13 protein-coding genes are annotated in these 13,130 nt (G+C 62.9%); 7 read left to right on the plus strand and 6 right to left on the minus strand.

What is annotated here, in order from left to right; all coding sequences use genetic code 11:
- The first annotated feature begins 24 nt into the window (after positions 1 to 24).
- The 3 genes from RHIBR816_RS0110910 to queF all read left to right on the plus strand — a co-directional run bounded on the left by RHIBR816_RS0110910 (position 25) and on the right by queF (position 3,803).
- Positions 25 to 2,214 carry an anthranilate synthase gene (locus RHIBR816_RS0110910; RefSeq protein WP_018236576.1) on the plus strand — a complete coding sequence of 730 codons (2,190 nt, stop codon included), beginning with the start codon at positions 25 to 27 and terminating at the stop codon, positions 2,212 to 2,214.
- A gap of 156 nt (positions 2,215 to 2,370) precedes the next feature.
- Positions 2,371 to 3,282, plus strand: a complete 912-nt coding sequence (locus tag RHIBR816_RS0110915) for a cation diffusion facilitator family transporter (RefSeq protein WP_026186861.1) — start codon at positions 2,371 to 2,373, stop codon at positions 3,280 to 3,282.
- A 56-nt stretch (positions 3,283 to 3,338) separates the two neighbouring features.
- Positions 3,339 to 3,803 carry a preQ(1) synthase gene (gene queF, locus RHIBR816_RS0110920; RefSeq protein ID WP_018236578.1) on the plus strand — a complete coding sequence of 155 codons (465 nt, stop codon included), beginning with the start codon at positions 3,339 to 3,341 and terminating at the stop codon, positions 3,801 to 3,803.
- 44 nt (positions 3,804 to 3,847) lie between these two features.
- On the opposite strand, the gene RHIBR816_RS0110925 is transcribed toward queF, so the two are convergent.
- Positions 3,848 to 4,426 carry a HupE/UreJ family protein gene (locus RHIBR816_RS0110925; protein ID WP_026186862.1) on the minus strand — a complete coding sequence of 193 codons (579 nt, stop codon included), beginning with the start codon at positions 4,424 to 4,426 and terminating at the stop codon, positions 3,848 to 3,850.
- 228 nt (positions 4,427 to 4,654) lie between these two features.
- Between RHIBR816_RS0110925 and RHIBR816_RS0110930 the strand changes: the two genes are divergently transcribed.
- Together RHIBR816_RS0110930 and leuA are read left to right on the plus strand one after the other, a co-directional pair.
- Positions 4,655 to 5,239, plus strand: coding sequence for an ATP-dependent Clp protease proteolytic subunit (locus RHIBR816_RS0110930; protein WP_018236580.1), 585 nt, complete (start codon positions 4,655 to 4,657; stop codon positions 5,237 to 5,239).
- Positions 5,240 to 5,666: 427 nt separating this feature from the next.
- Complete coding sequence (gene leuA, locus RHIBR816_RS0110935; protein WP_018236581.1) at positions 5,667 to 7,376, plus strand: 2-isopropylmalate synthase; 1,710 nt, start codon at positions 5,667 to 5,669, stop codon at positions 7,374 to 7,376.
- A 185-nt stretch (positions 7,377 to 7,561) separates the two neighbouring features.
- On the opposite strand, the gene RHIBR816_RS33945 is transcribed toward leuA, so the two are convergent.
- The 4 genes from RHIBR816_RS33945 to RHIBR816_RS0110960 all read right to left on the minus strand — a co-directional run bounded on the left by RHIBR816_RS33945 (position 7,562) and on the right by RHIBR816_RS0110960 (position 10,707).
- Entirely contained in the window at positions 7,562 to 8,389 is an 828-nt protein-coding gene (locus tag RHIBR816_RS33945) for an anti-sigma factor (protein ID WP_034815204.1), read from the minus strand.
- Between the two features lie 3 nt (positions 8,390 to 8,392).
- Positions 8,393 to 8,911 carry an RNA polymerase sigma factor gene (locus RHIBR816_RS0110950; protein ID WP_026186863.1) on the minus strand — a complete coding sequence of 173 codons (519 nt, stop codon included), beginning with the start codon at positions 8,909 to 8,911 and terminating at the stop codon, positions 8,393 to 8,395.
- A 189-nt stretch (positions 8,912 to 9,100) separates the two neighbouring features.
- Entirely contained in the window at positions 9,101 to 9,646 is a 546-nt protein-coding gene (locus RHIBR816_RS0110955) for a tetratricopeptide repeat protein (protein WP_034816174.1), read from the minus strand.
- A 152-nt stretch (positions 9,647 to 9,798) separates the two neighbouring features.
- Positions 9,799 to 10,707: a metallophosphoesterase gene (locus RHIBR816_RS0110960; RefSeq protein WP_018236586.1), complete on the minus strand. Its 909-nt coding sequence runs from the start codon at positions 10,705 to 10,707 to the stop codon at positions 9,799 to 9,801.
- A 130-nt stretch (positions 10,708 to 10,837) separates the two neighbouring features.
- Between RHIBR816_RS0110960 and RHIBR816_RS0110965 the strand changes: the two genes are divergently transcribed.
- On the plus strand, positions 10,838 to 11,326 hold the full coding sequence (locus tag RHIBR816_RS0110965; RefSeq protein WP_018236587.1) for an NUDIX domain-containing protein: 489 nt from the start codon (positions 10,838 to 10,840) through the stop codon (positions 11,324 to 11,326).
- A 1-nt stretch (position 11,327) separates the two neighbouring features.
- Here the strand turns inward: RHIBR816_RS0110965 and RHIBR816_RS0110970 are convergent, their stop codons facing one another.
- Positions 11,328 to 12,305 (minus strand): glutathione S-transferase family protein, encoded by a 978-nt coding sequence (locus RHIBR816_RS0110970; RefSeq protein WP_018236588.1) that lies wholly within the window; start codon positions 12,303 to 12,305, stop codon positions 11,328 to 11,330.
- A 258-nt stretch (positions 12,306 to 12,563) separates the two neighbouring features.
- Here RHIBR816_RS0110970 and RHIBR816_RS0110975 point away from each other — a divergent pair, with 258 nt between their 5' ends.
- Positions 12,564 to 13,124 carry a GNAT family N-acetyltransferase gene (locus RHIBR816_RS0110975; protein ID WP_018236589.1) on the plus strand — a complete coding sequence of 187 codons (561 nt, stop codon included), beginning with the start codon at positions 12,564 to 12,566 and terminating at the stop codon, positions 13,122 to 13,124.
- Positions 13,125 to 13,130: the final 6 nt, after the last annotated feature.

The raw sequence follows: 13,130 nt of genomic DNA on the forward strand, positions 1-13,130 counted from the left end.
CCGGGCTTTTACGGAGCGAGGCGAATGGCAACGGTAATTCTGGAAGACGGCGCGGAGAGTTACACCACGAATGGCGGCATCGTCGTGACGCGGCGGCGGCGCGACGCGTCCTATGCGGATGCGATCGCCTCCTATGTGGACAGGCTCGACGAGCGTCGCGGCGCGGTGTTCTCGTCGAACTACGAATACCCCGGCCGCTACACGCGCTGGGATACCGCCGTCGTCGATCCGCCGCTCGCCATCTCCTCCTTCGGTCGCTCGCTCTGGATCGAAGCCTATAACGGGCGCGGCGAGGTGCTGCTGGCGCTGATCGCCGAGCACCTGAAAACGGTTGCCGACATCACGCTCGGGACGCTGACCGACCGCCGTCTCGATCTCAGCATCAATGAGCCCGATCGCGTCTTTACCGAAGAAGAGCGCTCGAAGATGCCGACGGTCTTCACGATGCTTCGCGCCGTGACGAACCTCTTCCATTCGGAGGAGGATGCGAGCCTCGGCCTTTACGGCGCCTTCGGCTACGATCTCGCCTTCCAGTTCGACGCGATCGACCTGAAGCTCGCCCGGCCGGACGACCAGCGCGACATGGTGCTCTTCCTGCCCGATGAAATCCTCGTCGTCGACCACTATGCCGCGAAGGCCTGGATCGACCGCTACGATTTCGCCAGGGACGGGGTGTCGACCGAGGGCCAGGCGTCGGATATCGCGCCCGAGCCGTTCCTCACCGTCGACAGCATCCCGCCGCACGGGGACCATCGTCCCGGCGAATACGCCGAGCTTGTCGTCAAGGCGAAGGAAAGCTTCCGCCGCGGCGACCTCTTCGAGGTGGTGCCGGGGCAGAAGTTCTACGAGCGCTGCGAAAGCCGTCCCTCGGAGATTTCCAACCGGTTGAAGGCGATCAACCCGTCGCCCTATTCATTCTTCATCAATCTCGGCAATCAGGAATATCTCGTCGGTGCCTCACCCGAGATGTTCGTACGCGTGTCCGGCCGCCGCATCGAGACCTGCCCGATCTCCGGCACGATCAAGCGCGGTGACGACCCGATCGCCGACAGCGAGCAGATCCTGAAGCTGCTGAACTCGAAGAAGGACGAGTCCGAACTCACCATGTGCTCGGACGTCGACCGCAACGACAAGAGCCGCGTCTGCGTGCCGGGCTCGGTGAAGGTGATCGGCCGCCGCCAGATCGAAATGTATTCGCGGCTGATCCACACGGTCGACCATATCGAAGGGCGGCTTCGCGATGACATGGACGCCTTCGATGGGTTCCTGAGCCACGCCTGGGCCGTCACCGTCACCGGCGCGCCGAAGCTCTGGGCGATGCGCTTCATCGAAAGCCATGAGAAGAGCCCGCGCGCATGGTATGGTGGCGCCATCGGCATGGTCGGCTTCAATGGCGACATGAACACCGGCCTGACCTTGCGCACCATCCGCATCAAGGACGGGATTGCCGAGGTGAGAGCGGGTGCCACGCTGCTCTACGATTCCAATCCGGAAGAAGAAGAAGCCGAAACCGAACTGAAGGCATCCGCCATGATTGCAGCCATCCGCGACGCCAAAGCCGCCAACAGCGCCAAGGCCGGGCCTGACGTTGCGCCGGTCGGCGCGGGCGTCAATATCCTGCTCGTCGACCACGAGGACAGCTTCGTCCACACGCTGGCGAACTATTTCCGGCAGACGGGCGCGACCGTCACCACGGTTCGCACGCCGGTCGCCGACGAGATCTTCGACCGCGTCAAACCGGACCTCGTCGTGCTTTCGCCCGGGCCGGGCAGTCCGAAGGATTTCGACTGCAAGGCGACGATCAAGAAGGCGCGGGCGCGTGAGCTTCCGATCTTCGGCGTCTGCCTCGGCCTGCAGGCGCTGGCCGAGGCCTATGGCGGCGATTTGCGCCAGCTGGCGATCCCGATGCATGGCAAGCCGTCGCGCATCCGTGTTCTGGAACCGGGCATCGTCTTCTCCGGTCTTGGCAAGGAGGTGACGGTCGGGCGCTATCATTCGATCTTCGCCGATCCGTCGAGCCTGCCGCGCGACTTCATGATCACCGCCGAAAGCGAGGACGGAACGATCATGGGCATCGAGCATGTCAAGGAGCCGGTGGCGGCCGTGCAGTTCCATCCGGAATCGATCATGACGCTCGGCGGCGACGCCGGCATGCGGATGATCGAGAACGTCGTGGCCCATCTGGCAAAAAGGGCGAAGGTCAAAGCCGCCTGACGGGCCACGGGGGAATTCGCACTCGCCCCTTTGACAAGTTCGCCGACATCGCCCATATGAGCATGAAAACCCGCCTGCGCGAAAACCCGCGCGGGCGGTTTTGCGTTTGAATGGGCATGCATTTGCAACTCGTTTGCATCTGCGCGAGGAATGAAGATGACCGCGTCCGACAACCGAACGGTTCTGAAGCTCGCCTTTTGGGGCATTCCGCTTTCCCTCGGCGTCATGGGGCTGAAGATGCTCGCCTGGTGGATGACGGGGTCCGTGGCGCTCCTCTCGGACGGGCTGGAGTCCACCGTCAACGTCATCGCTGCGGTAATCGCCTATGCGGTGATCGGCTACGCGGCGAAGCCGGCGGATACCGACCATCCGTTCGGGCATCACAAGGCGGAGTATTTCTCGGCGGTTGTCGAAGGCGTGCTGATTGTCGTGGCAGCGCTTCTGATCATATGGCAGGCCGTGCCCGAAATGCTGGCGCCGTCCCTGCTGCACGCGCCGGCGCTCGGTCTTGCGATCAACTTTACCGCCGGCGTCATCAACGCGATCTGGGCCTATGTTCTGATCCGCGCCGGTAGAGCGCACCGCTCGCCGGCGCTGAGCGCTGATGGGCATCACCTTCTCTCCGACGTCATCACATCGGCGGGCGTGCTTGCCGGCCTTGTTCTTGCCATTGCTACCGGCTATGCGATCCTCGACCCGCTGTTAGCGGTGGTCGTGGCCGGCAATATCCTGTTCCAGGGCTGGGGCGTCATTTCGCGCTCCATCGACGGGCTGATGGACAGGGCCGTTCCGGCAGCGGAAGAGGAAGCGATCAAGCAGGCGATCGCCGCGGCTGCAGGCGGATCGCTCGGCGTTCACGACCTGAAGACCCGGCAGGCCGGCTCGGCGACCTTCGTGGATTTCCACATGGTCGTGCCCGAGGCGATGCCGGTCGGCGACGCCCATGATATATGCGACCGGATCGAGGATGCGATCCGCGCCGTCCAACCGGGCGCGAGGATCGCCATTCATGTCGAGCCGGAAGGCGAAAAGGCGCACGGCGTGCGCGTCAAAACCAGATTGGGCTGAGGAAAGATATCTGCGGTTTTTCGGCCCGCATCGCTTAACTTACGGAATTGAGGAAAATGACGAAGACGGACGTAACAGGACTTTCACAGCTCGGGCAGAAGGTCGACCTGCCGCAGAGCCCGGAGGAGGCGGTGCTGGAAAGGGTGCCGAGCGGTCATGAGGGCACGGACTTTGTTGTCCGCTTCACCGCGCCGGAATTCACGTCGCTCTGCCCGATGACGGGACAGCCGGACTTCGCGCATATCGTCATCGACTATGTGCCGAACGGCTGGCTGGTCGAGTCGAAGTCGCTGAAGCTGTTTCTCCATTCCTTCCGCAACCACGGCGCCTTCCACGAGGATTGCACCATCGACATCGCCAAGCGGCTGGTGTCGCTGCTTTCGCCGAAGTGGTTGAGGATTGGTGCCTATTGGTATCCGCGCGGCGGCATCCCGATCGATGTGTTCTGGCAGACCGGCAATCCGCCCGAAGGCGTCTGGCTGCCGGATCAGGGCGTGCCGACCTATCGCGGCCGTGGATAAGGCGACGGGGAGCCCCGTCGCTTTCGGCAGCGCAGTCGTGCCTTTCAACCGAAGAGCAGCGCAGCTCCGGCCAGCACGGTGGCGCCGCCGAGCAAACGGGCGAGTGCGCCGTTGCTCGACAGCCGCCGGAGAGCAATGCCGAGACCAACGCCTATGGCGTGCAGCAATGCGGTCGCGATGACGAATCCCGTCGCGAAAGACCAGGCGCCGGCCGTACCCAACTCGCCGCCATGGGCATGCCCGTGGAAGAGCGCGAAAACGCCGACGACCGCGGCGGCCGAAGCCGCGTCGAGGCGCACGGCCATCGCGACGATCAGCCCGAGGGCGACGACCGAGGCGAGGATTGCCGGCTCGACGAAGGGCAGGGGAACGGCGGCAAGCGCAAGTCCGAAACCGACAGCCATCATGGCGACGAAGGCGGCGGGGACAGCCCAGAGCGCGCGGCCGCCGATCTGCGCGGCCCAGAGGCCCACGGCGACCATTGCGAGAACATGGTCCGCGCCGAAAAGCGGATGGGAAAGACCCGCCGCCAGCGAGCCGTGCTCGGCCGGATTGAGATGCGCGACGGCGGGCGCGGCGGAAGCGCCGAGCGCCGCGGTGGCAATGAGCATGCGTGTCTTCATTCTGGTCCCCACTTGTCGACAGGCCCGGGAGGCGATCCGTCCGCTTTGATGCGCTGATCTTATGGGGCTTTCGTCCGCTGTCCATACGGCATTTGACGGTGGTGGCATTTACCATCGCGACAGCGCTGGTGACCCAATCCGGCCGGCGAAGGACGGTTTGCATTGTCTTCGGCGTCGAGTCGCATTATCTGACCTTGAGACATTTCATGAGGAGTCCGGAGCATGCGGATGAACGACGACGACCAGGAAGAAAAGAAGACCGAGCTGCCGCTGGGCAAGGAAACCGAGGCGAACCTCTTCAAGTCGCGTTCGATTTTCATCTACGGAACGATCACCCAGGAACTGGCGCAGAAGGTCTGCTCGCAGCTCGTGGCGCTCGCTTCGGCCAGCGACGAAGACATCCGCCTTTTCGTCAACTCGCCGGGCGGACATGTCGAATCGGGCGACAGCATCCACGACATGATCAAGTTCGTGAAGCCGAAGGTCTGGACGATCGGTACCGGCTGGGTCGCCTCCGCCGGCGCGCTCATCTTTGTCGCTCCGCCGAAGGAGCGGCGGATCTGCCTGCCGAACACCCGCTTCCTGCTCCACCAACCGTCCGGCGGCACCCGCGGCATGGCCTCGGACATCGAGATCCAGGCACGCGAGATCATCAAGATGAATGAGCGGTTGAACAAGATCTTCTCGGAAGCGACCGGCCAGCCGGTCGAGAAGATCGCCAAGGATACGGATCGCGATTACTGGCTCGGCGCCGACGAGGCGAAGTCCTACGGGCTCGTCTCGCGGATCGTCACCTCCGTCGCAGAAATCTGATTGGATTTTTCTTCCCGGCGGGGCACCATCCAAGGCACCGGCGGAGACGCCGTTGCCTTTTGTACTTCACAGGGTGCCCTGGGGCGCAGTGGCGAGCGAACCGGCAGTTGCCCCTTGCTCCGGGCCGGCGGGCCGTGTATAGGCACTCCCATGACCAAGGCATACGCGCACAAGATCGCAGCGATCTTCTCCGGACACGATCACGATCGTGCCCCTTCGCGTGCCTTTGCCTCGCTTCTTCTTCTCGGTCTTACTCGCGGTTGCCGGGTCCGGTGAGGAGCGCCCGGCGGCCGAAAAGCCTTGCCGGCAGATTGCTCCTCGAATTCCCAAAGCTGAAACAAAACGCGTCGGCATCAGCCTCGCAATATCGCCCGTGATCGGCTATTGCATCCGGCAAGCTACGCTCCAGTGACGAAGAGAAGCTGCAATGATTTTGAAATCGCATCCCATCAAGACCGGCATGCCCGAGGCCGCGGTGAAATATCAGCCCTATCCGCAGGTTGGGCTGCCGGATCGCATCTGGCCGTCCAAGACGATCGACAAGGCGCCGATCTGGTGCTCGGTGGACCTGCGCGATGGCAACCAGTCGCTGATCGACCCGATGGGTCACGACCGCAAGGCGCGCATGTTTCAGCTCTTGCTCGACATGGGCTTCAAGGAAATCGAGATTGGCTTCCCTTCGGCCTCGCAGACCGACTTCGATTTCGCCCGCTGGTGCATCGAGGAGGGCAATGTCGCCGAAGATGTCTCGCTGCAGGTGCTGGTGCAGTGCCGACCGGAGCTGATCACCCGGACCTTCGAGGCGCTTCAGGGCGCCCATAGGCCGATCGTGCATTTCTACAATTCGACGAGCGAGCTGCAGCGCCGCGTCGTCTTCGGCAAGGACGTCGCCGGCATCAAGCAGATCGCCACCGACGCCGCCAAGATGATCACCGAGATGGCTGCCAAGGCCGGCGGCGGCTACCGTTTCGAATATTCGCCGGAGAGCTTCACCGGCACCGAACTGGAAGTTGCACTAGAGATCTGCAACGCGGTCACCGAGATCGTCAAGCCGACGCCGGACAACAAGCTGATCCTCAACCTGCCCTCGACCGTCGAGATGGCGACGCCGAACGTCTATGCCGACCAGATCGAATGGATGTGCCGCAACCTCGACAATCGCGAGAACCTGATCATTTCGCTGCATCCGCACAACGATCGCGGCACCGGCATCGCCGCCACGGAACTGGGCTTGATGGCCGGCGCCGATCGCGTCGAAGGCACGCTTTTCGGCAATGGCGAGCGCACCGGCAATGTCGACGTGGTGACGCTGGCGCTCAACATGTTCACCCAGGGCATCGATCCGAAACTCGACTGCTCGGATATCGAGCGCATCAAGGAAGTCTACGAATATTCGAACCAGATGGTCATTCCGGAGCGCCATCCCTACGTCGGCGAACTGGTCTATACGGCCTTCTCCGGCTCGCATCAGGATGCGATCAACAAGGGCATGAAGGCGATCAAGACCGCCAACAAGCCGCTGTGGGAGGTCCCGTACCTGCCGATAGATCCGCGCGACGTCGGCCGCTCCTACGAGGCGATCATCCGCATCAACTCGCAGTCGGGCAAGGGCGGCATCGCCTATATCCTGCAGGAGGATTACGGCATCAACCTGCCGCGCAACCTGCAGGTGGAGTTCCGCGAAGACATTCAGCGCATCACCGACCAGGAGGGCAAGGAGCTTCCCTCGAAGCGCATCCATCAGCGCTTCCTGGAGCGCTATGTCGAACAGCCGGGCGCGCGCATCAGGTTCGTCGATCACCACACCTATCCGGTCGGCGAGCACAAGGGCGTGCGGGTTGTCGCCGCCGAGATCACCGACAACGGCGAGACCAAGCGGATCGAAGGCAAGGGCACCGGTCCGATCGACGGCTTCATCAATGCGCTGTCGATCTATCTCGGCATCGAACTCTCGGTCGCGGACTATTCCGAGCACTCGCTGCAGCACGGCTCGAATGCTGCCGCCATCGCATATGTGGAGGTCGAGTATCCGGGCGGCACGCTGTTCGGCGCCGGCATCAATACCAACATCGTCGCAGCCTCGCTCGAAGCGATCGTCTCGGCCGCCAACCGGGTGTTGGAGATGACCGGCAAATAAGCTCGGCCGGGAGCCGGCAAACCGTGGCCGAAGGCTGCGCGCGCTGCGATTGCCACTCGCCCTGACCCTCTCTCCGCAAGCGGGGAGAGGGGGCCTGCAGCAGTGAGGCACGTCACTTTCGCCTCGCTTGCGGGAAGAAAGGCGGCCGGCCAGGCCGGATGAGGGGCAGAAACCGCGACTCCGAGTCAGATGACGGCAGCTACCGTTTGCGCCAGATCCTGCAATTCGGCGGCCGAGGACGGCCCGACGAAGACGAAGGAGGCGCCCTCCTTTTGCCAGGAGACGAATCCGAGATCGCCGCGAATGGTTTCGCTGAGCTCGGCCGTCCCCGCGCCATCGCCGCCTCGTAGGAAACAGATGGCGAAGATCTCGCCTTCCTGGTCACGGTAGACGAGCTGGGCCACCGGCTTTCCATTCGCGACCAGCAGCCTTGCGCCCACGAAGGCGAGCCCCTTACGCGCGAGATCGGGCACCTTGAACGGAACGCCGACGCTGGACGTCAGCCAACGTTCTATCTCGCCCGCCTGAGCGGCCGGTACCTCGACAAGATGCGCCTTCTGACGCGAATAGATGCGGTGGTAGTCGGCAATCTCGTTGATCCAGGGGCTTGCGGCGGTCTCGATCACCGGGTCGACGAAATTGGTCGTGCTGCCCAGAATGAACCCCGCGATCCCTCCCGCAAGCACCAGGCCTACCGATGCGGCCACCAGGCGTGGCAAGATCCGGACGCTTCGCTTGGGAAGGTTCGACGTCGTCACCCGCTCCAGTTTCGGGTTGATGCCAGGTCCCTGCTTGATCTGCCGCACCAATGCCAGCGGCACCGGGTCGTGAAGAAAATCCTCGAACGCCCTGTTGCCGAATGCGCTGCCTGCCCGCAGTTTATCGAGCAGCCTCCTGGCGTCGTCATCGCGCGCCAAAAGGGCGTCGAGCTCGGACCTTTCCGCCTCGCCAAGTTCGCCATCGATATAGGCGGACAACCGCACTTCGAGCGCCAGCCCCTTCGTCTGCTGCAACGGTCAGGCCCTCCTTTCGGTATCCTCGGACAACATCGCCGCAAGCCGCAGGCGGGCCGTCGAAAGCCTGCTCATCACCGTGCCGATCGGGATGCCGAGGATCGTTGCCGCCTCGCGGTAGCTGTGGCCCTCGACATTGACCAGCAGGAAGACGCTCGCCAGTCCCTCCGGCATGGAAAGGATCATCTCCTGCAGCTGATTGGCATAGACGGCTTTCTCGGCGGTGGCTTCGACATTCAGCGTGTCCTGATCGTATATGTCGACCATGCCGCCAGTGCCGCGGACCTTGCGCTTACGAACCTCGTCCACCCAGAGATTGCGTGTCATGGCGTAGATCCAGCTCTCCAGCCGGCTCTCGCCGTTCCAAAGGTGGCTGCGGCTGATCGCCCGCTCGCAAACCTCCTGGACGAGGTCATCGGCATCGTTGGCATTGCGCGTCAGCGTCATCGCGAAGCGGCGCAATTTGGGCAGCAGGCTGACCAAATCCCGTCTGAAATCCTTCATCTCTGCCGCTGGGCGCATTTCTCTTCCAGTGAGACGTGCCGGATCATCCGTCTATTCGCCATGCGAAGGCACGGCCCATGATATGAAACTTGATCCGAAGTCTGCAAGGGAAGAGCCGGAACGCAAAGAGTTTTTTGCGTTCCGGATCCGGATTTTCCGGGGGCTGCTGCACGGCGCTCCTCAGATATCATCCTTGCCGCACGGCCGTCAGTATTGACGTACACCTCCGAGAGACTGGAGCAGTGCCCTGTATGCCCACGTGCCTTCGCCGCCGCGATCGCGGATTTCGACGAGCTGCACGCGCGCTTCCTCGACCCGTCCCTGTTCGACCAGAGCCTGTCCCATATAGGAGCGCGCGAGAATGTAGTTCTCGTCGGCCTGAAGTGCACGCTTGTAGTATTGCATGCCGAGTTCCATGCGCCCGGCCTTGCGATTGGCGTAGCCGAGGTAATTCAGGACGCGAGCGCTTCTCTGCTCCTTCATGGCGCCCAAAACCTTGATCGCATTCTCGTATTGGCCGGCATAGGCGAGCTCACGTGCCGCGTCGAACAGGATATCGTCGCCGAGGTCGCTCCGCTTCGCTTCGACGCATCTGTTCCTCTTGGCGTCCCAGACCTTGCCGTCCTTGCACTGGGTGCTCGTCTTCGTCTTCTTCGGCGGTGCGCTGGTATCATCACCGACGGCCCATGCCGCTTGGCCCGCCATTGAGGCAGCAAAGGCCGCAAGGGTGAAGAGAACTACCTTTCGGTTCATCATGCGTGTCTCCTGTGAACATCGCGGTGGACGCTGACCGGCCGACGCAGGTGTCGCTCCGGCGGCTGTTGACCTCCCAACGCGAAATAGACGCCGGAGCCTTGCCGATTATTCGGCGGGCATCGAAAAAATCTCTTTCGCTCAGCATTCGCTCAAGGGTGGAACTGGGTCGTTTCGGCAAGCGTGACGGTCTTGGCGTCCGCACCGAGGGCGTAGCGATCGCGGGTCAGCGTCCAGGCGCCCGGTTCACCTCCGATCGAGAAGAGGTTGTAGGCGGCGACCGGCTTGCTGCCGCCCGGGCCCTGTGAGGCGGAGGCGATGCCGACGACCGGCACCGGCGCCGGATGTCCTCTGAGCCAATAGACCGTGTTGAAATGGGTGTGGCCGTGGATCACCAATTCGGCACCGCCCGACGAGATGGTCGCGGCGAAGCGGCGGATGCCGATCATGCGCTTGTGCATGGATGTCGCGCCGCGGATCGGCGGATGATGGATCATGACGACCCGGAACAGGCCGGCCTCGCCGGCTGCGCGCAACAGGTTGACCGTGGCGCGCGCCTGACGCGGGCCGAAATAGCCGCTGGCTGCGAAGGGGGGCGTGGCCACCGCCGTCGAGCAGCCGATGAGGGCGACCGAGCCACGCACCCGCATGTAGGGAAAGCAGTGGTGATCCTTCATCCATCCGGACGGTCCGCCGTCATCGCGCATATAGGGATACCAGGCGCGCGCCGTCTTTTCGTAGGCGCCCGGAACATAGGCGTCGTGATTGCCCGGCACGATGGAAATGTTCTGCGGGTCGCCCGCCTCGGCGAGCCATTCGGTAACCACTTCGATCTCCCGGGAGGAGGCGAGGTTCACGAGATCACCGGTGATCGCCAGGTGGTCCGGGTCGCGTTTTTCGATGTCGTCCATCAGGCATTCGAGCGTGCCCGGAAAGAGGTGGTGCGCCCGGTTCCTGTGCCAATTGACGAAGCCGGTGATGCGCTTGGAAGCGAGCTCGCGAAACGACAGGTCAGGCAGGGGGCCGAGATGGACGTCAGAAATATGCGCAAGTTTGAACATCGCGTCGGTCTAGCGCATATTCGGCGGCAGGGGAATCACTTGTATGGGTTATCCCGACGCGGCGGCGCAGGCCCAATCAGACGTCACCCGGGTTGCTGCCGCATAATGAGTTGCCGCGAAGGAGAAACCCATGGACCAGCACCGCCCGCAAGAGGTGCGCAACTGGCTCTGGCCCCTGGCGCGGCTTGCTCACATGTACTTTGCCGTGTCGCGCGGCATGACGCTTGGCGTGCGGGCAGCCTGCTTCGATGAGGAGGGTCGGGTGTTCCTCGTCAAGCATTCCTATTTGCCCGGCTGGCACTTGCCCGGCGGGGGCGTCGACCGGCGCGAGACGGCGGTCGACGGGCTCGTCCGCGAACTCCGGGAGGAAGGCAATCTGGAACTGAGTGCGCCGCCGCTGCTCGTGCAGGTCTACTACAACCCCGGAACCAGCAAGCGCGATCATGTCGTCTTCTTCCGCTGCGACGGCGTTCGCCAGGAAAAGCCGAAAGTTGCAGACCTGGAAATCGCCGCCGCCTGCTTTTTCCCGCTCGACGGCCTGCCCGCGGACGTGACGCCGGCGACGCGCCGCAGGCTTGCCGAACTCGCCGGAACGGCGATGCCGGATACCGTCTGGTAATCTAAAGCTTGTCGCGCCCGTGCGGCGCCTGAAGATCGAACTCAGGTCCGACGGGGACGATGCCGGTCGGATTGATCATCCTGTGGCTGCGGTAATAGTGCTCCTTGATGTGGTGCATGTTGACGGTCCCTGCGACGCCCGGCACCTGATAGAGGTCGCGCAGATAGCCCTGCAGGTTCGGATAGTCGGCGATCCGGCGGATATTGCACTTGAAGTGGCCGACATAGACCGGATCGAAGCGCAGAAGTGTCGTGAAAAGGCGCCAGTCCGCCTCTGTCAAACGGTCGCCGAATAGGTAGCGTTGCGCAGCGAGGCGGCTCTCCAGTTCGTCCAGCATGGCGAACAGGGCCGTGACGCTTTCCGCATAAGCCTCCTGGCGCGTGGCGAAGCCGGCCTTGTAGACGCCATTGTTGACCTTGTCGTAGATGCGGGCGTTCAGCGCGTCGATTTCTTCCCTGAGATCCGCCGGATAGAAGTCCGCCGTCGAGCCGGTAAGATTGTTGAAGGCGGAATTGAACATGCGGATGATTTCGGCGGACTCGTTGGAGACGATCGTGTCCTTCTTCTTGTCCCAGAGCACCGGTACGGTGACGCGGCCGGAATAGTTGGAGTCGGCGCGTGCGTAGACCTGCCACAGGGCCTTGGAGGCGAAGAGGTGATCGACGGTGCCGCCGTTCTCGCCCTTGAATTCCCAGCCGTTTTCCAGCATCAGCGGATCGACGACGGAGAGCGGGATCAATTCATCAAGCTTCTTCAGCTTGCGGAAGATCAGCGTGCGATGCGCCCAGGGGCAGGCAAGCGACACATAGAGATGGTAACGATCGGCCTCGGCCTTGAAGCCGCCTTCGCCGGACGGGCCCGGTGAACCGTCGGCGGTGACCCAATTGCGGAATTGCGACACGCTGCGCTTGAAATGCCCGTTGGTTTCCACGGTATCGTACCAGACGTCCTGCCAGACGCCGTCCACCAGCCTGCCCATGAACGTGATCCTTCCTGTTCTTTCCAACTCGATAGATAAGGCGCGATCGCCGCGCCGATAGGGGTGAAATTCGGAACAGTGCGTTTTAGGCTTTGACGGTCGGCGATTTTCTGCTATCGGCGATCCGAAGCTTTTTTCACTCTTGGAAACGATCTGGTCATGATCCTGTCGGGAAGCCTGCGACGACGCTGATGCTGCAAACGCCCCTTTAGGGCGCGCCATCCCTATTGTCTGTTCGCTTGCCGGTTCTCGACATCCATGAAAAAGCACGATCTCGTCTATCTGATCGAAGACGCATCCCACGACGCAGCCATCGAAATCATCAATGAGGAAGCCTTCGGGCCGGGTCGGTTTGCCCGTGCGGCTGCGCGAATCCGCGAACAGGGCCCGCACGACCGGTCGCTGTCCTTCATCTGCACCGACGATGGCGAAACGATTGCATCCGTGCGGATGACGCCGGTGAATGCCGGATCGGTCAAGGGACACCTGCTCGGTCCGCTCGCCGTGCGGCCGTCGCACAAGAACAAGGGTATCGGTCGGGAACTGGTCCGGATTGCCGTCGAGGCGGCGCGGCGGAAAGGTTCCGAAGCGGTTATCCTGGTTGGCGATCCGCCCTATTATCAGCCGCTGGGCTTCGAAAAGGTGCGCTACGCGGCACTTGAATTCCCCGGTCCGGTCGATCCCGCCCGGGTGCTCGTCGTGCCGATCGCTGCCGATGTTCACAGGCGGCTCGAGGGTGTGATTGCCTGGCGGGAGGACAGCAGCATTGCCCCTGCGGCCGAACTCAGCGCGTGCGCCTCTACGGGCGCTGCCGCCTGATTCTTG

The organism is Ensifer sp. BR816, assembly GCF_000378985.1.
Lineage (GTDB): Bacteria > Pseudomonadota > Alphaproteobacteria > Rhizobiales > Rhizobiaceae > Sinorhizobium.

Excerpts from the sequence above, each read along its gene's own strand:
- RHIBR816_RS0110955 (WP_034816174.1), bottom strand. The coding sequence starts at position 9,646 with ATGAACCGAAAGGTAGTTCTCTTCACCCTTGCGGCCTTTGCTGCCTCA.
- RHIBR816_RS0110975 (WP_018236589.1), top strand. The coding sequence starts at position 12,564 with ATGAAAAAGCACGATCTCGTCTATCTGATCGAAGACGCATCCCACGAC.
- queF (WP_018236578.1), top strand. The coding sequence starts at position 3,339 with ATGACGAAGACGGACGTAACAGGACTTTCACAGCTCGGGCAGAAGGTC.
- RHIBR816_RS0110965 (WP_018236587.1), top strand. The coding sequence starts at position 10,838 with ATGGACCAGCACCGCCCGCAAGAGGTGCGCAACTGGCTCTGGCCCCTG.
- RHIBR816_RS0110950 (WP_026186863.1), bottom strand. The coding sequence starts at position 8,911 with ATGCGCCCAGCGGCAGAGATGAAGGATTTCAGACGGGATTTGGTCAGC.
- RHIBR816_RS0110910 (WP_018236576.1), top strand. The coding sequence starts at position 25 with ATGGCAACGGTAATTCTGGAAGACGGCGCGGAGAGTTACACCACGAAT.
- RHIBR816_RS0110925 (WP_026186862.1), bottom strand. The coding sequence starts at position 4,426 with ATGAAGACACGCATGCTCATTGCCACCGCGGCGCTCGGCGCTTCCGCC.
- RHIBR816_RS0110960 (WP_018236586.1), bottom strand. The coding sequence starts at position 10,707 with ATGTTCAAACTTGCGCATATTTCTGACGTCCATCTCGGCCCCCTGCCT.
- RHIBR816_RS0110915 (WP_026186861.1), top strand. The coding sequence starts at position 2,371 with ATGACCGCGTCCGACAACCGAACGGTTCTGAAGCTCGCCTTTTGGGGC.
- RHIBR816_RS0110930 (WP_018236580.1), top strand. The coding sequence starts at position 4,655 with ATGAACGACGACGACCAGGAAGAAAAGAAGACCGAGCTGCCGCTGGGC.
- leuA (WP_018236581.1), top strand. The coding sequence starts at position 5,667 with ATGATTTTGAAATCGCATCCCATCAAGACCGGCATGCCCGAGGCCGCG.
- RHIBR816_RS0110970 (WP_018236588.1), bottom strand. The coding sequence starts at position 12,305 with ATGGGCAGGCTGGTGGACGGCGTCTGGCAGGACGTCTGGTACGATACC.